24 protein-coding genes are annotated in these 26,294 nt (G+C 54.3%); 15 read left to right on the top strand and 9 right to left on the bottom strand.

Annotation, left to right across the window (positions count from 1 at the left end):
- The first annotated feature begins 325 nt into the window (after window positions 1-325).
- Together KE531_02745 and holA are read left to right on the top strand one after the other, a co-directional pair.
- On the top strand, window positions 326-739 hold the full coding sequence (locus KE531_02745) for an Rrf2 family transcriptional regulator (GenBank protein MBR9952547.1): 414 nt from the start codon (window positions 326-328) through the stop codon (window positions 737-739).
- On the top strand, window positions 727-1,701 hold the full coding sequence (gene holA, locus KE531_02740) for a DNA polymerase III subunit delta (GenBank protein MBR9952546.1): 975 nt from the start codon (window positions 727-729) through the stop codon (window positions 1,699-1,701). The genes KE531_02745 and holA overlap by 13 nt, the downstream gene beginning before the upstream one ends.
- A gap of 53 nt (window positions 1,702-1,754) precedes the next feature.
- Here holA and KE531_02735 read toward each other — a convergent pair whose 3' ends face one another.
- The 6 genes from KE531_02735 to rpsT all read right to left on the bottom strand — a co-directional run bounded on the left by KE531_02735 (window position 1,755) and on the right by rpsT (window position 7,186).
- A complete protein-coding gene (locus tag KE531_02735; protein ID MBR9952545.1) occupies window positions 1,755-2,795 on the bottom strand; it encodes an ABC transporter substrate-binding protein in 1,041 nt (346 codons plus the stop codon).
- A 54-nt stretch (window positions 2,796-2,849) separates the two neighbouring features.
- The gene (locus KE531_02730; GenBank protein MBR9952544.1) at window positions 2,850-3,704 is read right to left on the bottom strand and encodes an ATP-binding cassette domain-containing protein; all 855 of its coding nucleotides are present in this window, start codon (window positions 3,702-3,704) and stop codon (window positions 2,850-2,852) included.
- On the bottom strand, window positions 3,607-4,638 hold the full coding sequence (locus KE531_02725) for an iron chelate uptake ABC transporter family permease subunit (protein MBR9952543.1): 1,032 nt from the start codon (window positions 4,636-4,638) through the stop codon (window positions 3,607-3,609). The genes KE531_02730 and KE531_02725 overlap by 98 nt, the downstream gene beginning before the upstream one ends.
- Entirely contained in the window at window positions 4,583-5,614 is a 1,032-nt protein-coding gene (locus KE531_02720) for an iron chelate uptake ABC transporter family permease subunit (protein MBR9952542.1), read from the bottom strand. Before KE531_02720 ends, KE531_02725 begins: the two co-directional genes overlap by 56 nt.
- A gap of 182 nt (window positions 5,615-5,796) precedes the next feature.
- Window positions 5,797-6,720 (bottom strand): helix-turn-helix transcriptional regulator, encoded by a 924-nt coding sequence (locus KE531_02715; protein MBR9952541.1) that lies wholly within the window; start codon window positions 6,718-6,720, stop codon window positions 5,797-5,799.
- A gap of 202 nt (window positions 6,721-6,922) precedes the next feature.
- Complete coding sequence (gene rpsT, locus KE531_02710; GenBank protein ID MBR9952540.1) at window positions 6,923-7,186, bottom strand: 30S ribosomal protein S20; 264 nt, start codon at window positions 7,184-7,186, stop codon at window positions 6,923-6,925.
- A 396-nt stretch (window positions 7,187-7,582) separates the two neighbouring features.
- Between rpsT and gpr the strand changes: the two genes are divergently transcribed.
- The 9 genes from gpr (at window position 7,583) to KE531_02665 (ending at window position 17,664) form a co-directional block, all read left to right on the top strand.
- The gene (gene gpr, locus KE531_02705) at window positions 7,583-8,560 is read left to right on the top strand and encodes a GPR endopeptidase (GenBank protein ID MBR9952539.1); all 978 of its coding nucleotides are present in this window, start codon (window positions 7,583-7,585) and stop codon (window positions 8,558-8,560) included.
- 231 nt (window positions 8,561-8,791) lie between these two features.
- Window positions 8,792-10,021: a stage II sporulation protein P gene (locus KE531_02700; GenBank protein ID MBR9952538.1), complete on the top strand. Its 1,230-nt coding sequence runs from the start codon at window positions 8,792-8,794 to the stop codon at window positions 10,019-10,021.
- A 129-nt stretch (window positions 10,022-10,150) separates the two neighbouring features.
- Window positions 10,151-11,965, top strand: coding sequence for a translation elongation factor 4 (lepA, locus tag KE531_02695; protein ID MBR9952537.1), 1,815 nt, complete (start codon window positions 10,151-10,153; stop codon window positions 11,963-11,965).
- Between the two features lie 15 nt (window positions 11,966-11,980).
- The gene (locus KE531_02690) at window positions 11,981-12,997 is read left to right on the top strand and encodes an NUDIX domain-containing protein (GenBank protein MBR9952536.1); all 1,017 of its coding nucleotides are present in this window, start codon (window positions 11,981-11,983) and stop codon (window positions 12,995-12,997) included.
- The gene (locus tag KE531_02685) at window positions 12,994-14,133 is read left to right on the top strand and encodes an oxygen-independent coproporphyrinogen III oxidase (GenBank protein MBR9952535.1); all 1,140 of its coding nucleotides are present in this window, start codon (window positions 12,994-12,996) and stop codon (window positions 14,131-14,133) included. The genes KE531_02690 and KE531_02685 overlap by 4 nt, the downstream gene beginning before the upstream one ends.
- A 7-nt stretch (window positions 14,134-14,140) precedes the next feature.
- Window positions 14,141-14,932, top strand: a complete 792-nt coding sequence (locus tag KE531_02680) for a glycoside hydrolase family 25 (GenBank protein ID MBR9952534.1) — start codon at window positions 14,141-14,143, stop codon at window positions 14,930-14,932.
- On the top strand, window positions 14,929-15,672 hold the full coding sequence (locus KE531_02675) for a GNAT family N-acetyltransferase (GenBank protein ID MBR9952533.1): 744 nt from the start codon (window positions 14,929-14,931) through the stop codon (window positions 15,670-15,672). The genes KE531_02680 and KE531_02675 overlap by 4 nt, the downstream gene beginning before the upstream one ends.
- Window positions 15,673-15,686: 14 nt before the next feature.
- Window positions 15,687-17,135 carry an HD domain-containing protein gene (locus tag KE531_02670; protein MBR9952532.1) on the top strand — a complete coding sequence of 483 codons (1,449 nt, stop codon included), beginning with the start codon at window positions 15,687-15,689 and terminating at the stop codon, window positions 17,133-17,135.
- 22 nt (window positions 17,136-17,157) lie between these two features.
- Window positions 17,158-17,664 carry a DNA topology modulation protein gene (locus KE531_02665; GenBank protein ID MBR9952531.1) on the top strand — a complete coding sequence of 169 codons (507 nt, stop codon included), beginning with the start codon at window positions 17,158-17,160 and terminating at the stop codon, window positions 17,662-17,664.
- Window positions 17,665-17,849: 185 nt separating this feature from the next.
- Here KE531_02665 and KE531_02660 read toward each other — a convergent pair whose 3' ends face one another.
- Both KE531_02660 and KE531_02655 read right to left on the bottom strand, forming a co-directional pair.
- The gene (locus KE531_02660; protein MBR9952530.1) at window positions 17,850-19,556 is read right to left on the bottom strand and encodes a CvpA family protein; all 1,707 of its coding nucleotides are present in this window, start codon (window positions 19,554-19,556) and stop codon (window positions 17,850-17,852) included.
- A gap of 270 nt (window positions 19,557-19,826) precedes the next feature.
- On the bottom strand, window positions 19,827-20,528 hold the full coding sequence (locus tag KE531_02655) for a 3D domain-containing protein (GenBank protein MBR9952529.1): 702 nt from the start codon (window positions 20,526-20,528) through the stop codon (window positions 19,827-19,829).
- 266 nt (window positions 20,529-20,794) lie between these two features.
- Here KE531_02655 and KE531_02650 point away from each other — a divergent pair, with 266 nt between their 5' ends.
- The gene (locus KE531_02650; protein MBR9952528.1) at window positions 20,795-21,517 is read left to right on the top strand and encodes a hypothetical protein; all 723 of its coding nucleotides are present in this window, start codon (window positions 20,795-20,797) and stop codon (window positions 21,515-21,517) included.
- Window positions 21,518-21,625: 108 nt separating this feature from the next.
- Here the strand turns inward: KE531_02650 and KE531_02645 are convergent, their stop codons facing one another.
- Window positions 21,626-22,387, bottom strand: coding sequence for a 3D domain-containing protein (locus KE531_02645; GenBank protein ID MBR9952527.1), 762 nt, complete (start codon window positions 22,385-22,387; stop codon window positions 21,626-21,628).
- Window positions 22,388-22,659: 272 nt separating this feature from the next.
- Here KE531_02645 and hrcA point away from each other — a divergent pair, with 272 nt between their 5' ends.
- From hrcA to dnaK, 3 genes are all read left to right on the top strand, one after another.
- Window positions 22,660-23,691: a heat-inducible transcription repressor HrcA gene (gene hrcA, locus KE531_02640; protein MBR9952526.1), complete on the top strand. Its 1,032-nt coding sequence runs from the start codon at window positions 22,660-22,662 to the stop codon at window positions 23,689-23,691.
- 60 nt (window positions 23,692-23,751) lie between these two features.
- The gene (gene grpE / locus KE531_02635) at window positions 23,752-24,321 is read left to right on the top strand and encodes a nucleotide exchange factor GrpE (GenBank protein MBR9952525.1); all 570 of its coding nucleotides are present in this window, start codon (window positions 23,752-23,754) and stop codon (window positions 24,319-24,321) included.
- Between the two features lie 75 nt (window positions 24,322-24,396).
- Window positions 24,397-26,259: a molecular chaperone DnaK gene (dnaK, locus tag KE531_02630; GenBank protein MBR9952524.1), complete on the top strand. Its 1,863-nt coding sequence runs from the start codon at window positions 24,397-24,399 to the stop codon at window positions 26,257-26,259.
- Window positions 26,260-26,294: the final 35 nt, after the last annotated feature.

Here is a 26,294-nt window from a genome sequence, read left to right as displayed (position 1 = left end):
GGAAGAGACATCCTATCAAAAAATAACGGCTGAAATGGCAAAGCAGATCATGGACGGCGGCGCGGCCACGGTGGCTGACGTCCGCACGGCCGAGGAATATGAGGAGGGGCACATCCCTGGCGCCGTCCTTGTCCCAAATGAGTCCATCGGGGAGGAACGGCCGGAGGCACTTCCTGATCCGGAAGCGCTGATCCTGGTCTATTGCCGGAGCGGGAACAGGAGCCGCCAGGCGGCAGAAAAGCTTCTGGAGCTTGGATATACGAATGTGTACGATTTTGGGGGCATCACAGACTGGCCCTATGAGATCGTGAAGGGGGAATAGGAAATGACGGGGGAGTTTGCAGTCGGCGTCCATGCGGCGGTCTTTTTGAGCCGCAAAAAGGGCGTCCATTCCAGCGAGGAGATCGCGGAGCGCGTCGGCACGAATCCGGCCAGGGTGCGGAAAATCCTGGCCGGCCTCAAACGGGCAGGGCTCGTGGAGACAAAGGAAGGAAGTGACGGCGGCTATATGTTCTGTCTTGATGCCGAGGCGGTGGATCTTAAAATGGTGGCAGACGCCCTTGGTGTCACGTTTGTCTCCGTGACACGCAGAAAGGAGAACAGCCGGATGGCAGGCGTCATGGAGGAGCTCTGCTGTTCCATGGATCAGCGCTGCCGGGAATACCTGGAGGGAGTGACTATCGCCCAGGTTGGGAATCTGGTTTGTTCCGGAGAGGAGGCGGATTCATGCAGACATTGAACCAGGACATCAAAACGAAGGAATTTAAGCGGGTCTATCTCCTTTACGGCGACGAGCCGTTTCTTGTGAGCAGCTATAAAAAACGGCTGAAGGAAGCCATCGCCGGCGAAGACACCATGAATTTCAATTATTTTGAGGGGAAATCACCGGATGTCCATGAGATTATAAGCCTGGCGGATACCATGCCTTTTTTTGCCGACCGCCGTCTGATTCTCATCGACGGCAGCGGCTTTTTTAAGAGCGCGCCCGAGGAGCTGGTGGAGTATCTGCCGCAGATCCCGGATACCACCTGCATGGTTTTCTGCGAGAGCGAGGTGGACAAGCGGAACCGGCTTTTTAAGAAGGTAAAGGAAACCGGTTATGCGGCCGAGCTGGGAAAGCAGAACACGGATCAGCTCATGAAATGGGCCGTCGGGATCCTGGCCAAAGACGGAAGGAAGATTACGCGGCCGGTGATGGAGTATTTCCTTGGGCGAACCGGCGATGACATGGAAAATATCCGCATGGAGCTGGAGAAGCTGATCTGCTATACCATGGGGCGCGAGGTGATTACGAAGGAGGACGTGGATGCCGTCGGGACGGTCCATGTGTCCAACCGGATTTTTGATATGGTGGCGGCCATCGTGTCAGGGAACACGAAAAAGGCCATGGATCTGTACGAAGACCTGCTCACCTTAAAGGAGCCGCCGATGCGGATCCTGTTCTTAATTGCCAGGCAGTTCAACCAGCTTCTCCAGGTAAAGGAACTGACGGGCCAGGGAGCCGACAAGGGCACCATCGCGTCGAAGCTCAAGGTTCCGCCTTTTGCCGTCGGGAGGCTTACGGCTCAGGCGCGTGCCTTTACAAGGGAGCAGATTTTGTCTTATGTGACGCTCTGTGTGGAATCGGAGGAGGCGGTGAAGACGGGAAAGCTTTCCGACCGGCTTGCGGTGGAGCTTTTGATTGCGGGGAAGTACAGATAGGAAGAAAAAAGCAGGAAGTCCGCGGCGGCTCCCTGCTTTTTTAAATGATTGATTTAATCAGCCAGGGCTGTCTCGATGTCGGAAATCATGACGTCGAGTGCCTGGATGCCGCCTTCGGCTGTGTACCAGACGTTGGGATGTGCGAGGTAGACGATGTTCCCGTTTTTATAGACGTCCAGCTCTTTAATCAGGTCGTTTTCAATGGCCTCCTGTACGGCGGGATTGCCTTCCGTGCTGCTGATGGCAGTGTTGCGGTCCAGGACGAACATGTACCCGGGATTTAAAGAGACAAGGGTCTCCCAGGAAGCTTCGTTTCCGTGGGTCGAGGTGACCTCACCGGCATCTACGCCCAGGTTCTGAAAACCAAGTTCCCTGCCGATGAGGGAGCAGCGGCCATCATTGCCCAGGACATTGAAATTGGAGCCGGAATACATGCCGACGACGGTGCTTTTTCCGCCAAACTCCTCTTTTATTGCAGCAATTCTGGCATCAAAGCCGGAGGTCATGGCATCAATCTCCGCTTCCTTTCCAAAGAGGGAGGCAATCGTTCTGGCATTGGCCGCAGTGCTCTGAACGACACCAAGTTCGGAATCCGTGGAGAGATAGACGACAGGCGCAATGGCTGCCAGATCGTTGTAGACGCTGTTTAAGCGGCCTCCGATGAAGATGACGTCAGGCTCGCAGGCAGCTACCTCCACGAGGTCGGCATTCTTGATGGTTCCCAGATTGGCGATTCCATTTTCATCGGAGGGGACATAGTCCAGCAGATAGTCAATGGTGGTGGAGGCGCTTCCGACAACGCGGTCTCCGAGACCGAGCGCATCGAGGATGTCTAAGGACGCCATGTCTAGGATGGCAATGCGCTGCGGGTCATAAGGGATCTCCAGCTCCACAAGCTCGCGTTCTCCGTTATAGGACTGGATGGTGACGGATTCCGGGGCATCCGCCAGGCTTTCTGAGGCGGCTTGTTTAGAACCGGTTTCCTCTGAAGCAGAAGAAGACATGTCTTTTGTTGTTTCGGCAGCCGAAGAAGAGGCTGCCGTGGTTTCTGTGCTTTTCGCAGTGCCGCACCCGGCAAGCGCGAGCGCCGCCATGCAGGTCAGGGCCAGTGCAAGTCCATGTTTTTTCATAAACTCCTCCTTGTGTTGTTAATAATAGATGGACAGTGGTTTTTCGTTGACTCGGATAATCTCGAAATCAACCTTATATATTTCAGAAAGGTTTTCCCTGGTAACAACCTGGTCCACCGTTCCGAATTTTTTAATTTTCCCGTCGGCAAAGGCGCAGATATAGTCGGAGTAAAAGGCGGCGTAATTGATTTCATGGAGCACCAGGATGACGGTTTTTCCAAGCTCGTCGCAGAGCTTCCTCACCGTCCGCATCATCCTGGAGGCGTGATAAATGTCCAGGTTGTTGGTGGGCTCGTCAAGGAGCACATATTCCGTATCCTGTGCGATAACCATGGCAATGTAAGCGCGCTGCCTCTGGCCGCCGGAGAGCTCGTCGATGAAGCGGTTTTCAAACTCCTCCAGCTCCATATAAGAAATTGCCTGATCGATCATGGCCTCGTCTTCCTTTGTCAGGCGGCTTCCGGAATAGGGGAAGCGGCCGAAAGCCACCAGCTCGCGCACGGTCAGCTTCATCTGCACATTGTTGTGCTGCGTTAAAATTGCCAGCTTTTTTGCCAGGTCGCGGCTTTTCCATTTGGAGATGTCTTTCTCTTCAAAGCAGATGACGCCGGCATCCTTTGCGATCAGGCGGGAGATCATCCCCATGACCGTGGACTTTCCCGCCCCGTTGGGGCCGATTAAAGAGAGTACCTTGCCTTTGGGAATTTCAAAGCTGACGGAATCTACGACGGTCTTTCCATCATATTTTTTTATCAGATCCAGGACGTTCAAAAGTTTAATTTCCTCCCTTCTTAAAGAGCAGCAGGTATAAAAAGTAAATGCCGCCGCCGATGGTGATAAAGGTGCTGATGGGGACGGCAAAGGAGAAGACATGCTCCATCACAAGCTGGCCGGCGATGATGGCTAACATCCCCATGAGAGCAGAGCCGACGATTAAGAGGCCGTGCCGGTAGGTATTGAGGCTCTGGCGGGCCAGATTTGCGATAATCAGGCCGAGGAACGACACGGGCCCCACCATGGCCGTGGCAACGGCGATACAGAGCACCACGCCTAACAGAAGCCGGCGGATCGTCCTGTCATAATCGACGCCGAGGTTGATGGCCTGATCCTTTCCGAGGGTGATGACGTCCAAAAGCGCCAGGTCTTTTCGCAGGAAAAATGCAAGACCGCCTAAAAGGACAACGGCAAAGCCAATGACTTCGGCGTTTACATTGTTGAAATCGGCCACCAGCGATACAAGAAGCGAGTCGTATTCGTTGGGATCCATGATCCGCACGAGCGTGGACTGGATGCTCCCGAAGAAGGAGGACAGAACCGTACCGATTAACAGGACATACAGCACGTTGTGGTTGGTTTTCCGGAACAGATACCCGTAAATAAAGGTGGCTGTGACGGCCATGATGAGTAAGTCGACGGCGAAGGACAGATTGCTGTTTGTCACTAAGAGGCTGCCGGAGCCTGCAAAGAACACCACCGCCGTATGTACCAGGGTGTACATGGAATTCATGCCTAGAAGGCAGGGCGTCACGATCCGGTTGTTGATGACGGACTGAAAAATGATGGAAGCAGCCCCGATGGCAAAAGCGGCTGTCAGCATGACGGCTAACGTGGGGAGCCGCAGGCTCAGTACAAATCGGAACAGTTTCGGATTATGCATTTTTGAGTCCATAAGCAGGTAGCCGGCGCCTGCCATGATAACAAGTGCCGCTAAAACCAGCAGCAAAAAGATATTTTTCTGAAAGGCCTTTGATCTAACCACAGCTTCCTCCCTCCTTTGCTTTTCCCAGACGGATGGATGTCCTGCCATGCTTCAGCTTGTATAAGAGCAGGACGATAAATAACAGGCTTCCGGCAATGCCGATAATCAGTTCGATGGGAAGCTCGTAGGGCATAATTACGGATCTGGCGATGATATCGGCAGCCAGAACAAACAGAGCGCCGAACAGGGCCGTATCAGTCAGCGTCCCGCGGATTTTATCGCCGCGGAACATGGCGACAATGTTGGGAACCAGGAGGCCGATATAGGAGATCGAGCCCACCACGGTGACAACGCTGGCCGTGATGACGGCGGCGATTGTCAGGCCCAGAAACAGAATGACGCGGTAATTGACGCCCAGGTTTCCGGCAAAATCCTTTCCCATCCCCACGATGTTGAAGTGGTTGGCATAAAGAAAGGCCAGCACCACCAGGGGAACAGCTAAGAACACCAGCTCATAGCTTCCGCGGATCACCAGGGAAAAGGAACCCACCAGATACGAGGAAAGCTGCTGTGTCACCTCGAATTTATAGGCAAAGAAATTGGTGATGCCGCCGATCACATTGCCGAACATGATTCCGACCAGGGGCACCAGCACCGTATCTTTGAACTGGATTTTCTGGATGAACCAGACGAAGACCCAGGTGCCTAAAATTGCCGTCGAAAAGGAAAAAAGCGTTTTGCCCCACATGCCCACGTTCGGCATGAAAATTAACGACATCAGGATACCGAACTGGGCCGAAGAAATTGTGGCGCCTGTGGTAGGCGATACGAATTTATTCATGCAGAGCTGCTGCATAATAAGGCCGGCGACGCTCATACCCACCCCGGTACAGAGCACGGCGAAAAGCCGCGGGATCCGGGACAGCAGAAAGATCTTCCATTTCATAGCGTCCCCGCCGGAAAAAAGCGTCTGCACGTCGAGGTCGATGACTCCGACAAACAGAGAAAAAATGGATAACGGCACCAGAAGCGCCGTAAGGATCAGGGTACCGAACCAGCTTTTCTGGCAGATTTTATGGAACATGGAAACATGATTCCCTCCTTTCTGTAATTTTCATATTTGTTAGTTTTAACTAACTGCTTGTGAAAAAAGAAAGCCTTACCAACGAAGGCTTATCCAGTTTATCACAAAGGCTTCGGTTTCTCTACTCCAAAAGCGAAAAGAAATGCTCCAAACGGGAATGGATGTTCTTTATTCCCGCAGGTCTAAAATCTGCGGTGTGCTTTCCGGTATTCCAGCGGCGTCTTTCCGATGACCTTCTGGAAGGCTGAGGAAAATTTGCTGGGATTGTTGTAGCCGAAACGGGCAGCGATTTCCAGGACGGGAAGCTCCGTTTCTGCCAGCGCATGCGCGGCCTCCTGCATTTTCAGAACTTTTATATAGGAAAAAACAGAGACGCCGTAAACGCTCTTAAAGGAAGTCTGAAGGTGGCGGGCAGAGATGTGGAACTGCCGCGCCAGTTCGGATACGGTGATTTTCTCGTCAAGATTTTCCTTTAAATGGGCGGAAACCGACCGGGCCAGACGGAGCTGCCCATGAGCGGAGGAAACTGCGGCGGCAGGCGTTTCTTCGGAAATCCCGTTCAGGATATAGAGAAGTTCCATTACCTTGATTTTTAGATAGCCTGCCCGCTGGCTTTCCGGAACTTCATAGAGTGCGGAAAAGAAGCTTTTCATTTGCGCCTGGCTGTGGAGAATGAAAAACGGGCAGCTGCTGCAAAGCCGGCAGGCAATCTTGCGCGGCTGGACTTTGACGTCCTTTAAGAAACAGGAAAAGCATTGCGGCGCCGTTTCCATATGGATCCCGACCGATATTCCGCGGTAATGTCCGGTGGGAAAAGACGGCGTCTGAGGCGCCTGGCGGCGGAAGAAAACGGACAGATCGCCGGGAAACAGATAATGGCAGTCATTTTCCAGGCAGTATTCCATCCGCCCTTCGCGGCAGTAATGGATTTCCAGGAAGGTTCCATCTTTGGGATTTCCCATGGGACACTGCTTCATGCTGATGTTTCGGTAGGCCAGCTCGACGCCGGGAAAGACCTGATACACCTGAATATGTGCGTGGCCGGTACCGTCCTGGAGACGGATATATTTTTCAGTATCGGATACCCTGGATGTTGTCATCTTCATAGCAGGTCTGTTCCTTTCTATAAATATAAAAAAGTTAGGAAAAACTAACTAAAAGTTATTATATGAGATGCCGCTGCAAAAATCAAGAGGATTGCGGCCGGATGGCCTTTCATGCAAAAAGAAAAAACGCTTTCCTGGTACACCCAGCAGGAAAGCGTTTTGGATATCGTTTATTTATGTGTTAAGAGATCCAGTCTTATGATTAAGCCATTGCGTTCACAGCTTTGGACAAACGGGATACTTTTCTGGAAGCCGTATTCTTGTGATATACGCCCTTGGAAGTAGCTTTGTCGATTTCGCTGATGGCGGAAAGAAGCGCAGCCTGTGCAGCAGCCTTGTCACCGGCAGTAATCGCAGCTTCCACTTTCTTTACATAAGTTTTTACTCTCGAACGGATCGCTTTGTTTCTGGCAGCCTTCGTCTCTGCTACCAGGATTCTTTTCTTCGCAGATTTAATGTTAGCCAATCTGTACACCTCCACATGATATAATCGCTGTTTGTTTTGCATCAAAGTCTGGACACGGACAGTTCAATGTAAACATACTATTGTATTCTAACGAAATTTGCCTGGAATGTCAATACATATTTCCCTGTTTTTTGCGGAAAAATAGTTACGATTCACAGCCGATTCAAACCGCCGCACAGCGGCGTCATGCTCGCATGTAAGGCGCTGTGCGGCGGTTTGAATCAGGACTGCGAAGCAGTCACTCCACCCACATAAGCAGTCTTAGCTCCGTAAGGAGCGGGACTGGAGCATCTTTAGATGCGACGAGTGCGCATGTGGGTGGAGTAGCTGTGAATCGTAACGAAAAATACAGGCAGAAAGGGCAAAAAACATCCGCCAGCGAGAAAGGAAACGAGAATGGAAGAGACAGAAAGAAAGACCTTTGAGGTGAGGACCGACCTTGCCATGGAAGAGCGGGAGAGCTTTCCTGGAGACGGCGGCGAGATTTCAGGCGTGGAGCTAAGGGAATGGGAGAAAAAAGATTCCGGGATCCGCCTCACAGAGGTTGTTATTAAAAATGAACAGGGTGCACGGAGCATGCGAAAGCCGGTGGGCACGTATCTGACACTGGAGGCACCGCTCCTTTTTAAGCAGGATTCCCATGAGGAGACGTCAAAGGAGCTGGCAAGACAGATCAGGCTTTTGTTTTCCCGCCGCGGGTTCCGGCTTGACCAAAGAAAGCCGTCGGTGCTGGTGGTGGGGCTTGGGAACCCGGAGGCGACGCCGGATTCTTTGGGGCCGCGGGTATTGGAGCATCTTCCGATGACGCGCCATCTCTGCACCGAATACGGAGAGGGTTTTTCTGAGGAACAGGGCCTTCCCGTGCTTTCCGGGATTGTCCCCGGCGTCATGGCACAGACCGGCATGGAGACGGCGGAAATCCTGCGCGGCATCATCGAGGAGACAAGGCCGGACGCTGTCCTTGCCATCGACGCGCTGGCTGCCAGAACGGTACACAGGCTCGGCGTCACCATCCAGCTTTCCGACACGGGGATCCACCCCGGCTCCGGCGTCGGGAACCACAGAAGCGGGCTTACAAAGGAGAGCCTTGGCGTCCCCGTGTTTGCCCTCGGCGTCCCGACCGTGGTAGGCGCGGCGGCCATCGTCCATGATACGGTTGGTGCCATGACAGAGCTTCTTCGCAGGAACACGGCTACGGGCCAGTACGGCGATTTTGTGGAAAATCTGGAGCCGGAGGAGCAGTATGAGTTAATCCGGGAAATTCTGGAGCCCCAGTTCGGCCCCATGTATGTGACACCCCATGATATTGACGAAAAAGTGGAACGGTTAAGCCGGACGGTGGCGGAGGCGATCCATGAGGCGTTTTTCAGGTAAGAAATCCGGCTGTCCCACATAGAATAAAAGGAAAGAGATTCTCCGGGCGGTGGGGGCATGAGAAGAAGATGGTACTGGTTCATACGGAAGTCCGGCTATTACAAAAGGACGGCCATATGGGGACTTGCCGTTTTCTTTCTCCTGCTCTTTTTTTGGGCGGTTCGCGGGCCGGTTTCTGAGGCCGGGAGAAAAATCTATGATTCATACGGCGTCCGGCTTGCGGGACGGATCATGAAGCAGGCGTGCCCGGCGCTTTTTGGCGCGGAAGAGGACGGAGCGGCCAAATCCTGGCTGCTTCGGGAGAGCCCGCTGCTTGCGGCACTGTCGGAGAGCCAGGGGAACGCGTATGAGAGGCTTTTGGCTGAAAGCGGCCGGAACGGCGAAAACGGGGAGAAAACCGCTGGCGGAGACGGCGCTTTGGCGGGAGAGGAAAACGCGGCGGGGAGTGAGCAGGATGCGGCCGGGGCCGGAGCTTCGGAGGGGCAGGGAAACTCTTTCGCAGCCGGAACCGGCGCCCAGGGCAATCCGGCCGGCCAGGAGAGCGCAGCCGGAAATCAGCTGGGAGCCGGGAAAGAGGATGCCGGCACCCCTGAAAACGGCAGCCAGGACGCGGCCGGGACAGACATGACGGCAGCGGCAAACGCCGCCGCGCCTCCCGGGACAATCGGTGAGAAAATCTCGGAAAAGGCGGCGGAACCGGCATTTATTTTAGAAAAGCTGGCCGATTATGACTATCTCATGAAAAATTTTTACAGCGTCCATCCGACGACGACAGCCGGCCGCGACGTGATGAATGCGGAAAAATTCCTGAGCATGGACTTTTCCATTGACAAGGAGGCCGACGGGCCGCAGATTCTCATCTACCACACCCACTCCCAGGAGGAGTTTTCCGACTTTTCAGAGAACCCGGAGGCGACCATTGTCGGCGTCGGAACGTACCTGGCCGGGCTTTTGGAGGAAAAGGGCTATGAGGTCATCCATGACACAAGCGTTTACGATTTGCGGGACGGGAAGCTGGACCGGAGCCAGGCTTATACATATGCATTAGACGGAATTACCGGGATTCTCCAGAAATACCCGTCCATCGAGGTGGTGCTTGACGTCCACCGGGACGGCGTCGCCGAGGGGACGCATCTTGTGACGGAGGTGAACGGGAAGCCGACGGCCCAGATCATGTTTTTCAACGGCATGTCCCAGACGCCTGACGGGCCCATCGAATACCTGCCGAACCCCAACCGGGACGCGAACCTAGGCTTCAGCTTCCAGCTCCAGCTAAAGGCGGCGGAACAGTTCCCGGGCTTTACCAGGCGCATCTACTTGAAAGGCCTGCGCTACAACGAACATGTGCGGGCGCGGGCGGTGCTCATCGAGGTAGGCGCCCAGACGAATACATATGCGGAGGCGAAAAATGCCATGGAGCCTCTCGCGGAAATCCTGGACGCAGTGCTTGGCGGCGGCTGAGAAAGCAGGGGGAAGCAGATGTGTCTGAAAGGCGCAGGAAGGCCCCGGAAAGTCCTTGCATGGACTCTGAAAAAATGGTATATTGAAAACGATATTGATATAGGAAGACAAGAGAAAAGAGGTAAAAGAATGGCAGCAGCCGACCAGAGCAAAATCAGGAATTTCTGCATCATTGCCCATATCGACCATGGGAAGTCGACCCTTGCAGACCGGATCATCGAGCAGACGGGGCTTTTGACGAGCCGCGAGATGCAGGCCCAGGTGCTTGACAACATGGATCTGGAGCGGGAGCGGGGGATCACGATCAAATCCCAGGCCGTGCGTACCGTTTATAAAGCCAAAGACGGAGAAGAATATATTTTCAACTTGATTGACACGCCAGGCCATGTGGACTTTAACTACGAGGTTTCCAGAAGCCTTGCGGCCTGCGACGGCGCGATCCTTGTGGTGGACGCGGCCCAGGGCATCGAGGCCCAGACGTTAGCGAACGTCTATCTGGCGCTGGATCATGACCTGGATGTGTTCCCGGTTATCAATAAAATCGACCTTCCGAGCGCAGAACCCGACCGGGTGGCGGCGGAAATTGAGGATGTGATCGGCATCGAGGCCGAGGACGCCCCGCGGATTTCCGCGAAAATGGGCATCGGCATCGACGAGGTTTTGGAGGCCATCGTCCATAAAATCCCGGCGCCGAAGGGCGATCCGGAGGCGCCCCTTAAAGCGCTTATTTTCGACTCCCTTTACGACTCCTACCGCGGCGTCATCGTGTTCTGCCGCGTCATGGAGGGCACCGTAAAGAAGGGGACTCCTGTCCGTATGATGGCGACGGGGGCGTCCTACGACGTGGTGGAGGTCGGGTATTTCGGCGCCGGCCAGTTCATCCCCTGCGATGAATTAAGCGCCGGCATGGTTGGCTACATCACGGCCAGCATTAAAAACGTCCGCGACACCCGCGTCGGCGATACGATCACAAACAGGGAGAACCCGTGTGCCGAACCGCTTCCCGGCTACAAAAAGGTGACGCCGATGGTGTACTGCGGCCTCTACCCGGCCGACGGCGCCAAGTATCCGGAACTGCGCGACGCCCTGGAAAAGCTGCGCTTAAACGACGCGTCCCTGTTCTTTGAACCGGAGACGTCGGTGGTGCTTGGCTTTGGCTTCCGCTGCGGTTTCCTGGGCCTTCTCCATCTGGAAATCATCCAGGAGCGGCTGGAGCGGGAATATAATCTGGATCTTGTGACGACGGCGCCCAGCGTTGTGTACCGCGTCCACAAGACCAACGGCGAGGTCTTTGACCTGACGAACCCGACGAACCTGCCGGATCCGTCGGAAATCGACTATATGGAAGAGCCCATCGTCACGGCGGAAATCATGGTGACGACAGAGTTTGTGGGCGCCATCATGAAGCTGTGCCAGGAGCGGCGCGGCGTGTATCTGGGCATGGAGTACATGGAGGCCACGCGGGCGCTCTTAAAATATGAGCTTCCGCTCAACGAGATTATCTACGATTTCTTTGATGCGTTAAAATCCAGGTCCCGCGGCTACGCATCCTTTGATTATGAGTTAAAGGGCTATGAAAAGTCGGATCTGGTGAAGCTTGACATCCTCATCAATAAAGAGGAAGTGGACGCCTTATCGTTCATCGTGTTCGGCGGCTCGGCTTACGAGCGGGGAAGGAAGATGTGCGAGAAATTAAAGGACGAGATCCCGAGGCACCTGTTTGAGATTCCGATCCAGGCGGCCGTCGGCGGCAAGGTCATCGCCAGGGAGACCGTAAAGGCCATGCGAAAGGACGTCCTCGCCAAGTGCTACGGCGGCGACATTACGAGAAAGAAAAAGCTTCTGGAAAAGCAGAAGGAAGGAAAGAAGCGGATGCGCCAGGTGGGAAGCGTGGAGATTCCGCAGAAGGCCTTCATGAGCGTCCTGAAGCTGGACGACGAATAGACACAGGAGAAAAAAATGAAGCTTACGACCCTCTGTTATCTGGAACAGGATGACAAATACCTGATGCTCCATCGGATCCGCAAAAAGCATGACGTCAACAAGGACAAATGGATCGGCATCGGCGGAAAGTTTGAAAAAGGCGAGAGCCCGGAGGACTGCTTAATCCGCGAGGCCATGGAGGAGACAGGCTACCGGCTCACCTCTTACCGTCTCCGCGGCGTCGTGACGTTCCTCTATAACGATGAGGAGGCAGAGTACATGTTCCTCTATACGGCCGACGGCTTTGAGGGGGAGCCGGTGCTCTGCGACGAGGGGACGTTAGAATGGGTCAGGAAGGATGAGATCGACGCGTTAAACCTCTGGGAGGGCGACAGGATCTTTTTTGAGCTTTTAAAGGAGGAACACCCGTTTTTCTCCTTAAAGCTCCACTACCGCGGCGACAGTCTGGAGGAAGCTGTCCTCGACGGGACGCCCATGGAGCTTTTAGACGTGCTGGATGCAGACGGGAACCCGACGGGACTTGTGAGGGAGCGTGGGCTCGTCCACAAGCGCGGTGATTTCCACAGGACAAGCCATATCTGGATCGCCAGACGGCGGCAGGACGGCGGCTTTGACCTTCTCCTCCAGAAGCGGAGCAGAGAAAAGGAGTCGTTTCCCGGCTGCTACGACACGTCGAGTGCCGGCCATGTGCCGGCGGGAAGCGGCTTTCTGGAATCGGCCGTGCGGGAGCTTTCTGAGGAGCTTGGCATCGCGTGCCGGGAGGACGAGCTTTCCTTCCTTGGATTTTATGAGGAACAGTATTCGGGGACGTTTTTTGGAAAGCCGTTCCGAAATCATGAGCTGGGCGCCGTCTATGTGTACACGGAGCCGGTGGATGAACATGGGCTCTCCCTTCAGGAATCAGAGGTGGAAGCCGTCTGCTGGATGGACATGGAGACGGTGCTTTCGGAGACAGAAAAGGAAAATCCCGGCTTCTGCCTGGAAATGGGCGAGCTCCTCATGGTAAAGAAGTATCTGGAAGGTTTGAGATGAAAAAAAACATGGAGCTTTATATCCACGTCCCGTTCTGCGTAAAGAAATGCGCCTACTGCGACTTTTTATCGTTTCCCGCAGATGAGGGGACGAAGAGGCGGTATGTGGAAAAGCTGATGGAAGAGATGAGGACAATGGGTGCCGTCTGCCGGGACAATACGGTTTCAACCGTGTTTGTGGGCGGCGGCACCCCTTCTATATTAAAAGGGGAATGGATGGAAGAGCTGTTTTCCGTCCTGCGGGAAAATTTTTCCCTGGAGCCGGATGCGGAAATCTCCATGGAGGCCAACCCCGGCACCGTGACGAAGGAAAAGCTTTTCTCCTACCGCCGGGCCGGCATCAACCGTCTAAGCTTCGGCCTCCAGTCGGCAAAGGAAAGGGAGCTTTCTGCCCTGGGGCGGATCCACAGCTTTGAAGATTTCCTGGAAAGCTTCCGGGCGGCCAGGGAATGCGGCTTTGAAAACATCAACGTGGATCTCATGTCGGCGCTTCCCGGCCAGACGGCGGACTCCTGGATGGAGACGCTAAAGCGGACGGCAGAGCTTTCGCCGGAGCACATTTCGGCGTACAGCCTGATCGTCGAGGAAGGGACGCCTTTTTATGAGGCCTATGGAAGCGAGGCGGGAAGAAAGCTTCTTCCGGACGAGGAGACCGAGCGGGAGATGTACCACCGGACAAAGGCATTTTTAAGGGAATGCGGCTATGAACGGTACGAAATCTCCAACTATGCAAAGCCGGGCTTTGCCTGCCTCCACAACATCGGCTATTGGACAGGGGTACCATATTTGGGACTAGGCCTCGGGGCGGCATCCTACCTGAACGGGAAGCGGTTTTCAGGACATGGGGACATGGAAACCTATCTGGCATCGGCGGCCGGGACGTATGAAAACGAGGTGCAGCTCACAAAAAAGGATATGGAAGAAGAGTTCTTCTTTTTGGGGCTGCGGCTCACAAAAGGCGTGTCCCTGGCAGAATTTAAAGAGCGGTTCGGTGAGGACGCCGCCGCCGTGTACCCAGGCGTCATGGAGCGGTTTGTAAAGGAAGGTGCGGCCAACCTTTCGGACGGACGGTTTTTCTTAACAGACTATGGCATGGACGTGAGCAACTATGTGATGGCGGAATTTTTGCAGGAGTAGGGCGGTTATGGGACAAATGGAAGAAAAGAGGGCGCGCTTCCTAAGCCGCCGGAAGAAATGGCTGATTCTCTCCGTGTTATTGGCGGCTGCCGCACTGGTTTTAATTCTGGCTGCTTATGGGAGACGCCTGACACCGGTCTTTGCTTCAAAATACGGCGTTTTCGGTGTCGATGTCTCCCACCATCAGGGAAGCGTGGACTGGGAGCTGTTTAAAGAGCAGGGCGTTCAGTTCGCTTATATAAAGGCTACGGAGGGGAGCAGCCACACGGATACGGAGTTTTTCAAAAACCTGACTGGGGCGGACGCGGCCGGAATCGCGGCAGGCGTCTATCATTTCTTCAGCTTTGACAGCAGCCCTGAGACCCAGGCGGAACACTTTATCAGTACGGCAGGAGACCTTTCCGGACACCTGCCTCCGGCCGTGGACGTGGAGTATTACGGGGATAAGGAGGCGAATCCGCCGCCAAAGGAAGCGGTGACGGAAAGCCTCTCGGAGTTTTTGGCCCTTTTGGAGAAGGAATACGGGAAAAAGCCGGTGATCTATACGACTTACAAGGTGTATCATCGGTATTTAAAAGGGAAATTCGACGGATATCCTCTTTGGATACGGAATGTCTATTACCCGCCCGCCGACATCGGCAGGACATGGACGTTCTGGCAGTATTCTGACCGCGGAGAGCTTTCCGGCCATGCGGGGGCGGAAGCGTATGTGGATCTCAATGTCTTTGGCGGGACAAAGGCGGAGCTTGAAATGCTTTTGCTCCCGGCCGGAGAGGATGGAAAAGGAGAAACGTCATGATCTGGAAACTGGAAAACCCGGAGGCGGCAGCGCCGTTTTTCGCGGGGAGAAAGGATACCCTGATTCATTCGGCCCTTGCAGGCATCATGGGGGACGTGTACGGGAACGGGACGGCGGCCATGGTGAATCTGGGGGATTTCTGCCTGTTCGGCGGAGAGCCGGATAAGGAGCTTGCCTCGTTCCGTGTGCCGGGACATGAAAAGGACTATATGATTCTCGTGCCGGGAGACGAAGGCTGGGGGCGTTTTATTGAGGAAGCTTACGGGGAGCGGGCGAAAAAGATTACCCGCTATCAGATGGAATTTTCAGGGCCGGAGGCATTTTCTTCTGTCACGGCGCCGGTTCCGGAAGGGTTCGTTTTGGCTCCCATGGACGAAAAGCTTTATGAGGCATGCCTTAAGGATAAGTGGAGCGAAGACCTCCCAGGACAGTTTGGTTCCTTTGCGGCCTATGAGAAGATGGGGCTTGGCGTCCTGGCGCTTTTGGACGGAAAGCCGGTGGCCGGCGCATCGTCTTATTCGGCGTTTCCGGGCGGCATCGAAATAGAGATTGATACAAAGCAGGAGTTCCGGCGAAGGGGGCTTGCACGTGCCTGCGGCGCGGCGCTTATAAAGGCCTGCCTGGAGAGGGGGCTTTGGCCCTCCTGGGACGCCCACACAGAGATTTCCAAAGATCTGGCAGAGTCCCTGGGCTACCGTCTGGTCTGCGGCTATACGGCATACGAAGTTAACGGATACTAACGGGGGAGGGAAACATGGGAGAATACCGGCTTATTTTTACCGACAAGATTCTTGACAACGTCCACGGCTTCATCGAGTTCACCCAGGTGGAAAAGGAGCTCATCGAGCTCCCTGTTTTTAAACGGCTCCAGGGCATCAAGCAGCTCGGCCTCACCAACTGGATTTTTCCCGGCGCCGAGCACACGCGGTTCATCCATTCCCTTGGTGTCATGCATGTGGCGGATCAGATGGCGGTGCAGCTTGGCTATGACGGGGAAAAGCGCCAGCTTGTGCGCCTGTCCGGCCTTCTCCATGACATCGGCCATTATCCCCTGTCCCATGTGGGAGAGCGGGCCTACAAGGCGAAGGAGGACGGGACAGGGGACGTTTTGGAGCGCCAGCGGGCCCATGTGCGGCAAACCATAGAGTCTCTCGACGAGGAGCCGTTCCTCTACATGCAGCAGGCGGGAAATCCCTACCACCATGAGCAGGTGACAAAAAAGGTCATCGAGAGCGACCGGGATATCCGGCGGATTATCGAGGCCCGCTGCGGCGGGAGCCGTCTGATTACCATCGAAAATATCTGTGACATCATCACCGGGAACGTGGAGCGGAACCCGGAAATTTCAGGGCCGGCGCAGCTCATCCACTCGGAGCTGGACGCCGACCGCATCGACTACATCCTGCGGGATGCTACCTTTTCCGGTACCAGTTACGGAAACTTCGAGCTGGGACTGTTCCTTCGGAATTTGTCGTCCACCATGTACCGGGGGACGGAGATCATCGGCGTCCATCCGAAAGGCATCGCCATCGCCGACCAGTTTTTAATGAACCGGTACTATTCCTATACCCAGGTATTTTTTAACCGTCATGTCTCGATTCTGGAATTCATGTCCGAGGCGCTTTCTGAGGCGTTTTTAAAGGCACCTGGTTCGGAGTTCCCGGACAGGGAAGCGCTCTGGCAGGCGGTGGAACATCACTGTGACGGTACGGATTTCCTCTATTTTACCGACCGCGCCTTCTGGGACAGCCTTCATCACATGGAATTTCCGGCCGGCTCCTTTAAGGCCGTGTTCCAGAGGCTGCTTCTGCGGTATCAGGAGATGGAGCTTACAAAGAACCGGGAGCTTTCGGTGAACTTTACGGGCCGTTCGGAGTTGATGGCGTATCTTTCGTCCCACCCGATTTATCGGAACCTGGACGGTGGGGAAAAAGACAGGATTCCGACGGTATTTGTGGAGCGGTTTACGAACCAGGTGCCTCTTTCCGTGTTCCGGGAGCGGCTTTCGCGGGCGTCGGCCGGCCGGGATTTTTCGGAGGAAGAAGAAAAGAGGCTCCATGTGCGGCGGCTCCAGGAGGGGATCACAATCCTTCACGAGGGCAGAGAGCCGGAGCTTCTCTGCGACAGCCCGGCGTCTTTGATGTCGCAGCTTTACAGGCTACGGGTGCTTATTATGAGAGAATACCAGTATCCCGGCGCATGATCCGGGGGGAAAGGAGACAGGAATGAAAATTGCAGTGATCGGATACAGCGGTGCGGGGAAATCCACGTTTTCGGCACAGATGGGTGACAAGTACGGCTGTCCCGTCCTCTATCTGGATACGGTCAATTTCCTTCCGGGATGGGAGGAGAGGGACGGAGATGAGGGGAGAAAGCTTGTAAGAGAGTTTATGAAGACGAATTCCTCCTGGGTCATCGACGGGAATTATGAGCGGTTTTATCAGAAACGGCGGCTCGCCGAGGCCGACCGGATTTACTTTTTTGATTTTCCGCGGTATGTCTGCTTTTATCAGGCCTTTCGCAGGTTCCTCACCTTCCGCAACAAATGCCGTGACAGCATGGCCGAGGGCTGCGAGGAAAAGCTCGATCTGGAATTTATGAAATGGATTTTATGGGACGGGCGGACAAGGAAGCGCAGGCGCCATTACGAAGCCATCTGCAAAAAATATAAGCAGAAGACCGTGCGGCTTAAGAACCGCAGGCAGGTGGAACAGGCGCTCCGGGAGGCATAAAAAGACAGTATAAATAAGGGACGAACCGTTTGAAGCCGGCCGTCCCTTATTTCGTTTTCTTTAGGGAAACGCTGATTAAAGCGTTTCACGTGCCGGATTTGCGCTGCGAAGCAGCAATTTCCCTTTGCAAATCCGTGCGCATCCACCGGAGGTTCTAAGGAAACGGTGATTTAATCAACGTTTCCTTAGTTTCTTATCTCCGTAATCTCCATCACCGTTTTCGGCGTATCGCCTTCCGTATAAGTAAAGGTGATCCGGTCGCCGGAGGCGAGGAACGGAAGCTTTTCATTGACGGTGACGGCGGCCGCATAGACCGTATCGCTTCCCGTCAGCGTGAAATAGTAGCAGGTGTTCCCGGATACGACTGCGTCAGCGATAGCGTCGATGATGCCTGTCATTTCCTGGATATCCTCCGGAGCTGTGGTTTCCACATCCTCTAAATTCAGAGCCGTCCGGTAGTTGCGTCTGGCCTCGTCGATGGTCTGGCCGGTGCCGACGATCTGGTACTGTTCCACGTCCACGAAGGCGTACATTTTCACGAGCCCCGCGTCATCCTTTAAAGAGATGAAATAGGTGGGGCGGTCGGAAATGTTTAAAAGTAACGGGAAGGTGGCTGTGTACTTTAAGTGCTGCACCTGACCCTGGGCCGAAGCCATGGCCGACATCTCCGTTGCGCCGGGCACCGTGTAGAACTTCGTCTCCTTTGTCCTTAAGTTGACGAGGACGAAACCAATGTTGGACTGATCCCCGGTGACGGAGGACATGCCGGTATAGAGGTAAACGTCGTCGTTGCTGGCAAGATAATTGTAGCCGTAGGTGGTGCGGCGGACGTTCTTCTGGCCGAAGATGGAGTTCAAATATCCGTTCTGGTAGAGGCCGTTGTCGTCAAGCTGAGAAATAATCAGGTCGGAATCGTAAAGCTGGTCGATCCACTCGGGCACGTCTTCCTTTTTATAATAGGTAGATTCTCCCGTGACCGCGTTCACCAGGACGGCGCCTTCAATGTCTTTTCCGCTCCACCAGCCGATCCGGTAGGCGATGGTCGGGGCCACCCAGTAGGGCGTGCCGTCATCGTCGATCTCGAAGGTGACTTCCTCAAAGATCTTCGTGGGATAGCGGAAGCGGATATGGCGGTAAATATTGCGGAAGAAATATTCGCTGGGGGAATACTTCATGCCGCTCTCCAGCCATACCAGGTCGGTCTGCTGCGTCACCATGTTGACGGTGATGTAGGCCGGAAGGCCTTCCGTGCGGTTAAAAAACCACTTGATCGGGTCAGCATAGGCCAGGGGCGTGACGCGGTAGGGACTTCCCTTGTAGTTGATCTGGGTGTAGTCATTCTCAATTTCAAACTGGGACACCAGCTCGGACATCTCGCCAAGCTTCCGGCTTCCTAAGCGGCTTGCTGTGTCCTTATCCACAACGGGGATCTGGGACATGTCAAGCTCCGCCACATCCGTGGTAAAATCGCCGTCGGAGATTTTGATCAGGTCACGGTACCTGGTGGCGTTAAAGAACGGGATTCCGATGATGTTTGCAATCATCATGAACACGATGATGATGCCGATGGCGCCGAAACCGTATTTGAGCGGCTTTGCCATCGGAAGCTTTGTCCTCGGGCTCCCGGTATCCTCGGTGTGGAACAGGATGCGCCCGGTTAAGGGGTCACGCTCCATACGGATCCCGCGGTTCCCGAAGCCGGACAGAAACTCCTTGACGCAGGAGATAAAGTTCACGGTCAGGAAAATCAGGATACAGAGGATCAGAAAAACGAAGAAATCCTGGCTCTTCGGGTTCAGGGCCGGAAGCATCGCATAAAACAGCAGGAAAATGATCGCTGCCGTCACGAGGAGCCGCCCGGCTATGGACAGAAGGTTTCCTTTTTTATTCATATTTTGCAGTATGGCACTCCTTTCCGCGGACAATTACCGCGATGGGGCTATTGTATCAGAAATCATGGGCAATTTCAATGGAAGCTTTTCGGAAGGGGAGAGGACATAAAAAAGTGTGCGCTGCGGCGCACACTCGCGCCGGAGCGCGGCTGCGCCGGCAGCCATATTCTTCTGCGCGAAGTGCGCATCCTCGCGGAGCGTTTTTGTTTCATAGGGCACAGTTCCCTATGAAACAAAAAAAGGCCGCCCGGGAAAGGGCGGCCGGATAGCTTAACCTGTGATTAAAAAGACTTCGGAGCGGCGGACACCGTGCTGTCTCGTTTCGCCGTGGGTGTTATAGTAGATGTCGATGTGGTTCCCCTTGACGCCGCCGCCGATGTCCTCGGCCACGTATTCCACTCCGTCGATCATCAGACGGCTCCCAATGGGGATCACGCGGGGATCCACAGCAACCGTGTGGCCTGCCGTCGCCAGGGCGCCGGAGCTGGTGCGCCGTCCCCAGCCTTCGGAACAGCTTCTGCACGGGCAGTAAGCCGTGGTCTTAAAGGTTCCCAGGGATACGAGGGAGCCGCTGTTTCCGACCGTGTGCTGGAGCGTCTGGGGAAGCGTCTGCCCGTCGGAGGAAAGGCTGATGGTATAGACGGCGTCCGGAAGGTCTTCCCAGACGATCTCCACATGGAAACCGTAGTTTCCTGTTCCTTTTCCGGCTGCTAAAAGATCTTCGCGGTACTCGTTGGCCGTCGTGATTGCCTGGACGGCAACCTCTCCGGTGGCCCGGTTTGTCACGGTCACAGTCACGGCCTTTTCTGCTTCAGGATCTTTGGAATCCCAGAGCCAGCCGGCGACAGCGTTTCCGACGACGCTGTCCAGATGTCCGCTGATCCCTGCGGTATTTGCGAAAACACAGGCAGCATTCATCCCCATGAAAATCATCATCAGTATGGTACATGCCAAAAGTTTCATTTTTTTCATAGCTTAAAAATTCCTTTCTGTTGTCTGTTACATCTTTTAAATAAATATTTCAAAATCGTAACAAAAATGTAACAAATTAGCAACAGATAGTTATTTTACACCTTTTTTTTATTTTGTCAAGGGGAAACGGAAAAAAAGTACAAGGCCTGAACATGGCCAAAACCCTGGAAAAACCTGTTTTCCTGCATCATTTGAGGTGGACAGGAGGCCTTTTGGGAGAGTAAAATGGAGCCATCAGACTGAGAAAAGCAGGGAGGAAAAGCAGTATGGGAAACTTGAGGGATGCAGCGCCTTTTATCAATGTCCGGTTCTATAAGGTTCTGACGGAAAAGTACGGAGAACAGGGGAAAAACGCCTTTTTCCTGGGCTTTCATCTCTATGCCTTCCGAAAGGGCATCCGGTGTGCCCAGAGGGCGGTGAGCCGGAACCTGCCGTTAAATTACGACAGCTACCAGCTTTGCAGGGAAGCCGTGGCCAGGTGCCCGGAAATGGAAGGGGTGCCGGCAAAGCCTGGCGCGTCGGAAAAATGTTATCTGGACGGGGAAGCCGTCAGCCGCAACTATTCCTGTGCCACGCCGGAGGCCTTTCATGCTTACGGTGCGCCGGCGGAGTTAGAGGAAATGTTCTGCCGAAACGTGGACAGGATGATGATGTACAGCTATAACCCGGAAATCGGCCTGGGCTACGAGGTGACGGAGACGTTCCTCACGGCGCCTTACTGCGAGCACCACTGCAAGGCCAGGGAAATCACGCCGGACATGGTTCTTACGAAGCGGACAGAACCGGCGCCGTCCCTTTTCTACCTGACCTGGAGCAGCTATTCCTCCATGGCAGAAACCGTTTCCGCTGTTTTCGGGGATGAAGGCACGGCCATTGCAGAGCAGGTGGCACAGGATACGATTCAGGAATTCGGAAGCGAAATGTGGGAAGAAATCTGCCGTTACCGCGGGATGAATCTCGACATGTTTTATGAAGGCCAGGCAGAATAGGACAGGAAATGCCGTCTTTCTTCTATATTAAAATACAGACAAAAAGCCCTCCCGGACGGCAGTTTTTCGCCGCCCGGAAGGGCTGTCTTTCTTTAAGGAAAAACTTTTTTATTCTTCTTTTAACGCTTCGTAGACGTCCACTTCTTTCAGGCCGAAGTCCAGGGCTTCCTGGTGGCTGTCAAAATAGATGTCGAGACGGTCGGAATGGACGCCGCTTCCCATGTCCTCCACGGTGTAGGTGATGCCGTCAATCATGATCTCCGTGCCGAGGGGGAAAACCGAGAGGTCGGCAGCGATGGTGTGGCGGGCCTTCGGAACCGTGCCGGAGTAGGTGCGGTTATGGCCGCCGGAACAGCGGGGGCAGTTGCAGTAGCCGGACGCCGTGAAGGTGCCGAGGAATTCGCCCTGTCTGCGGACTGGCTGTGAATCGTCTTCTTCGGCTTCCGGGCTGGAAGCGCCGCCCTCGGATTTTGTATAGGTCAGGGTGCCTTCTAAGGGGAACCGGCTCCCGTCGACGACAGCTTCTGCCGTTATGGTGTAGGAATCGCCGGCGAGGCTCTCCCAGTCAACGGAAACGGAAAAGCCGCAGTCAGAAGAACCGGCCGTCTCCGTAAGTTCCGGGCGGGATTCGCTGGCTTCTGCTTCCAGGATGACAGAATCGCCGGGGCCGCCGTCTCCGGAAAGGAGAAGCTCGACAGTGATGCGGGAACCCGGGTTTTCCGGATCGTAAGCCCATCCGGAAATGGCTGTATGGCCCGCCGCCTCCAGGGAACCTGCGGGGCTGGCTGAAAAGGCAGGAAATGTAAGGGACGCAGACAGGAACAATGCGGTTCCGGCAGTCTGTATCAAACGTCGTAAGCGTATGTTCATTTGTGTACCTCTCTTTTTTACGAAAGTAATAAAACTGTTGCAATTTAACTTCATTATATTTACAAAAATGTTAAATGTCAAGAAAAGTTGCATGCGGACGGATTTCTGCCCCAAATCAGCCGAAAAACGGCCGCAGGCAGCGGAGAAAGTTTTAAAATAAAAGAAAAAATATCTTGACAAATGCAGGCATTAGTAATATAGTAACAACTGTAAATGTTAGCACTCCATGATTGAGAGTGCTAATAAAAAGAAAACAGAGAGGGTGAGAGGATTTGGAACTGGACGAGAGAAAAGAAAAAATATTGAAGGCCATCATCCAGACCTACCTGGAAACCGGGGAACCGGTGGGCTCCAGGACGATTTCCAAATATTCTGACCTGAACTTAAGCTCCGCGACGATCCGCAACGAGATGTCGGATCTGGAGGAGCTTGGATACATTATCCAGCCGCATACGTCGGCAGGCCGGATCCCTTCCGACAAGGGCTACCGCTTCTACGTGGATCAGATTATAAAGGAAAAAGACAGCCAGGTAAACGAGATGCAGGAACTGATGATTAAGCGTGTGGATCGGGTGGAACTGCTTTTAAAGCAGCTTGCACAGCTTCTTGCCGTGAACACCAATTATGCCGCTTTGATCAGCGGCCCGCAGCTCCATCAGACAAAGCTAAAGTTCATCCAGCTTTCCCGTGTGGAGTCTCACAAGCTTCTGATTGTCGTAGTCGTCGAGGGGAACATCATCAAGAATTCCTTTGCCGACATCGGCGAGGAATTAAGCGACGAAGAGCTTTTGAATCTGAATATCCTGTTAAACAACTGTTTAAACGGGCTGACGATTGAGGAAATCAACCTCGGCGTGATTTCAAGGCTCAAGGAACAGGCAGGCGCCCACCGTCATGTGGTGGAGCTGGTGCTTAACGAGGTGGCCGACGCCATCGAGGCCCAGGAGGAAGACCTTCAGATTTACACGGGAGGCACGACGAATATTTTCAAATATCCGGAGCTTTCCGACGGGCAGAAGGCCAGCCAGCTCATCAGCACCCTGGAACAGAAGGAGCTGTTAAAGGGACTGTTCGATGAGAGCAGTGAGCCGTCGGCTTCCGACTCAGAGATCCAGGTGTACATCGGCGACGAGACGCCGGTTCAGACCATGAAGGATTGCAGCGTTGTCACCGCCAATTATGCACTTGGCGACGGGCTGCGTGGCACCATCGGAATCATCGGGCCGAAACGGATGGATTATGAAAAGGTCGTCACGACGCTGCGGACGCTTGTGGCGCAGCTCAATGAGACTTTTAAAAAGTGAAAGGTGTAGAGCAGAGTGGAAGATAAAGAGTTAAAGAAAGAAGACCTCAAAGAGGAGGAAATGCCCGCAGACGCAAACGAAACGGCCGAAGGCCAGGGCACGGAGGAACAGGAAGAGGCTCCCGCTGAGAGCGGGGAAGACGAAGCCGGCAGTTCCCAGGAAAAGAAGGGCTTCTTTGGAAAGAAAAAAAAGGACGCGAAGGACACACAGATCGAGGATCTGACGGATCGTCTGAAGCGGACCATGGCTGAGTTTGACAATTTCAGAAAGCGCACCGACAAGGAAAAAGCTTCCATGTATGAGGTCGGCGCGAGGGATGTGATCGAAAAGATTCTCCCGGTTGTGGACAATTTCGAGCGCGGCCTTGGAACCATCCCGGAGGAAGCGAAGGAAACACCGTTTGCCGAGGGAATGGAAAAGATTTACAAGCAGCTTATGAAGACGCTGGATGACATGGATGTAAAGGCCATTGAGGCTGTGGGAAAGGAATTTGACCCCAATATCCACAACGCCGTCATGCATGTGGACGACGAGGCCCTCGGTGAAAACATGGTGGCGGAGGAGTTCCAGAAGGGATATACCTACCGCGGCACAGTGATCCGTCACAGCATGGTAAAGGTTGCCAATTAAAGACAGAAAGCAGTCATGCCCGGAAGCGGGCACAGAATGGTATAGATTCAGGAAATTGATCAGGAGGAAAAAACTATGAGCAAGATCATTGGTATTGACTTAGGTACTACAAATAGCTGTGTTGCCGTCATGGAAGGCGGAAAGCCAACCGTTATCGCAAACACAGAAGGCGTCAGGACGACGCCGTCCATCGTTGCGTTCACAAAGACCGGCGAGCGTCTTGTGGGCGAGCCGGCAAAGCGCCAGGCTGTCACAAACGCGGACCGCACCATCTCTTCCATCAAGAGACACATGGGTACGGACTACAAGGTTGACATCGACGGGAAGAAATATACGCCCCAGGAGATCTCCGCAATGATCCTTCAGAAATTAAAGGCAGACGCAGAGAGCTACCTTGGCGAGAAGGTATCCGAAGCCGTCATCACGGTTCCGGCTTACTTTAACGACGCACAGCGCCAGGCGACGAAGGATGCCGGAAAGATTGCCGGACTGGAAGTAAAGCGTATCATCAACGAGCCGACGGCGGCTGCGCTGGCTTACGGCCTTGACAATGAGAAAGAGCAGAAGATCATGGTTTACGACCTCGGCGGCGGTACCTTCGATGTTTCCATCATCGAGATCGGCGACGGCGTCATCGAGGTTCTGGCTACCAACGGCGATACCCACCTTGGCGGCGATGACTTCGATAACCGGATCACCCAGTGGATGATCGACGAATTCAAGAAGGCCGAGGGTGTTGACTTGTCCGGCGACAAGATGGCGCTCCAGAGATTAAAGGAAGCTGCCGAGAAGGCAAAGAAGGAGCTTTCCACGACGACGACGACCAACATCAACCTTCCGTTCATCACGGCAACGGCTGAGGGCCCGAAGCATCTGGATATGAACCTTACGAGAGCAAAATTCGACGAGCTCACAAGCGACCTCATCGAGCGCACGGCAGTTCCGGTACAGAACGCATTAAGAGATGCAGGCCTTACGGCAGCAGATCTTTCCAAGGTTCTCCTGGTAGGCGGTTCCACGCGTATGATCTCCGCGCAGGAGAAGGTAAAACAGCTTACCGGCAAGGAGCCGAGCAAGTCCTTAAACCCGGATGAGTGTGTTGCCATCGGTGCAGCCATCCAGGGCGGCAAGCTGGCAGGCGATGCAGGCGCAGGCGATATCCTGCTTCTGGATGTAACGCCGCTTTCCCTGTCCATCGAGACCCAGGGAGGCATTGCCACAAGGCTGATCGAGAGAAACACCACGATCCCGACGAAGAAGAGCCAGATCTTCTCCACGGCAGCCGACAACCAGACGGCCGTTGATATCCACGTGGTACAGGGCGAGAGACAGTTTGCAAGGGACAACAAGACCCTCGGACAGTTCCGTCTTGACGGGATCCCGCCGGCAAGAAGAGGCGTTCCGCAGATCGAGGTTACGTTTGATATCGACGCCAACGGCATCGTAAACGTATCCGCAAAGGATCTGGGAACAGGAAAAGAACAGCACATTACCATCACCTCCGGCTCCAACATGTCCGACTCCGATATCGAGAAGGCCGTCAAGGAAGCCGCAGAGTATGAGGCACAGGATAAGAAGCGCAAGGAAGCCATTGATGCGAGAAACGATGCAGACTCCATGGTATTCCAGACCGAGAAGGCCCTTGAGGAAGTCGGCGACAAGTTAGACGCCAACGACAAGGCAGCCGTCGAGGCAGACTTAAATGCCCTGAAGGAAGCCATCAACCGTGCGCCGATTGACCAGATGACCGACGCCCAGGTGGAGGACATCAAGGCAGGAAAAGAGAAGCTCATGCAGAGTGCACAGCAGCTCTTTGCCAAGGTCTATGAGCAGGCACAGGCAGCCGGCCAGGCAGGCCCGGATATGTCCGGTCAGGCAGGCGGGACTCAGCAGAACTACGGCGACGACGTGGTTGACGGGGACTACAAGGAAGTATAATAAGCCGGAAGAAACATTCAGCGGGGATTAGACGG

It is taken from the genome of Eubacteriaceae bacterium Marseille-Q4139, from assembly GCA_018223415.1.
GTDB lineage: Bacteria > Bacillota > Clostridia > Lachnospirales > Lachnospiraceae > CABSIM01.
The sequence above is the reverse complement of the archived record's forward strand: the minus strand, read 5'-3'. Positions and strand labels throughout refer to the sequence as shown.

Coding starts and splice junctions, on each gene's coding strand:
- KE531_02715 (MBR9952541.1), bottom strand. CDS start 6,720: ATGAAGATGACAACATCCAGGGTATCCGATACTGAAAAATATATCCGT.
- KE531_02720 (MBR9952542.1), bottom strand. CDS start 5,614: ATGTTCCATAAAATCTGCCAGAAAAGCTGGTTCGGTACCCTGATCCTT.
- KE531_02670 (MBR9952532.1), top strand. CDS start 15,687: ATGGGAGAATACCGGCTTATTTTTACCGACAAGATTCTTGACAACGTC.
- KE531_02685 (MBR9952535.1), top strand. CDS start 12,994: ATGAAAAAAAACATGGAGCTTTATATCCACGTCCCGTTCTGCGTAAAG.
- KE531_02725 (MBR9952543.1), bottom strand. CDS start 4,638: ATGGCAGGACATCCATCCGTCTGGGAAAAGCAAAGGAGGGAGGAAGCT.
- KE531_02735 (MBR9952545.1), bottom strand. CDS start 2,795: ATGGCGGCGCTCGCGCTTGCCGGGTGCGGCACTGCGAAAAGCACAGAA.
- gpr (MBR9952539.1), top strand. CDS start 7,583: ATGGAAGAGACAGAAAGAAAGACCTTTGAGGTGAGGACCGACCTTGCC.
- lepA (MBR9952537.1), top strand. CDS start 10,151: ATGGCAGCAGCCGACCAGAGCAAAATCAGGAATTTCTGCATCATTGCC.
- KE531_02680 (MBR9952534.1), top strand. CDS start 14,141: ATGGGACAAATGGAAGAAAAGAGGGCGCGCTTCCTAAGCCGCCGGAAG.
- KE531_02745 (MBR9952547.1), top strand. CDS start 326: ATGACGGGGGAGTTTGCAGTCGGCGTCCATGCGGCGGTCTTTTTGAGC.
- KE531_02645 (MBR9952527.1), bottom strand. CDS start 22,387: ATGAACATACGCTTACGACGTTTGATACAGACTGCCGGAACCGCATTG.
- grpE (MBR9952525.1), top strand. CDS start 23,752: ATGCCCGCAGACGCAAACGAAACGGCCGAAGGCCAGGGCACGGAGGAA.
- dnaK (MBR9952524.1), top strand. CDS start 24,397: ATGAGCAAGATCATTGGTATTGACTTAGGTACTACAAATAGCTGTGTT.
- holA (MBR9952546.1), top strand. CDS start 727: ATGCAGACATTGAACCAGGACATCAAAACGAAGGAATTTAAGCGGGTC.
- KE531_02700 (MBR9952538.1), top strand. CDS start 8,792: ATGAAGCAGGCGTGCCCGGCGCTTTTTGGCGCGGAAGAGGACGGAGCG.
- KE531_02730 (MBR9952544.1), bottom strand. CDS start 3,704: ATGTCTTCTCCTTTGCCGTCCCCATCAGCACCTTTATCACCATCGGCG.
- KE531_02655 (MBR9952529.1), bottom strand. CDS start 20,528: ATGAAAAAAATGAAACTTTTGGCATGTACCATACTGATGATGATTTTC.
- KE531_02675 (MBR9952533.1), top strand. CDS start 14,929: ATGATCTGGAAACTGGAAAACCCGGAGGCGGCAGCGCCGTTTTTCGCG.
- KE531_02660 (MBR9952530.1), bottom strand. CDS start 19,556: ATGAATAAAAAAGGAAACCTTCTGTCCATAGCCGGGCGGCTCCTCGTG.
- KE531_02690 (MBR9952536.1), top strand. CDS start 11,981: ATGAAGCTTACGACCCTCTGTTATCTGGAACAGGATGACAAATACCTG.
- KE531_02650 (MBR9952528.1), top strand. CDS start 20,795: ATGGGAAACTTGAGGGATGCAGCGCCTTTTATCAATGTCCGGTTCTAT.
- KE531_02665 (MBR9952531.1), top strand. CDS start 17,158: ATGAAAATTGCAGTGATCGGATACAGCGGTGCGGGGAAATCCACGTTT.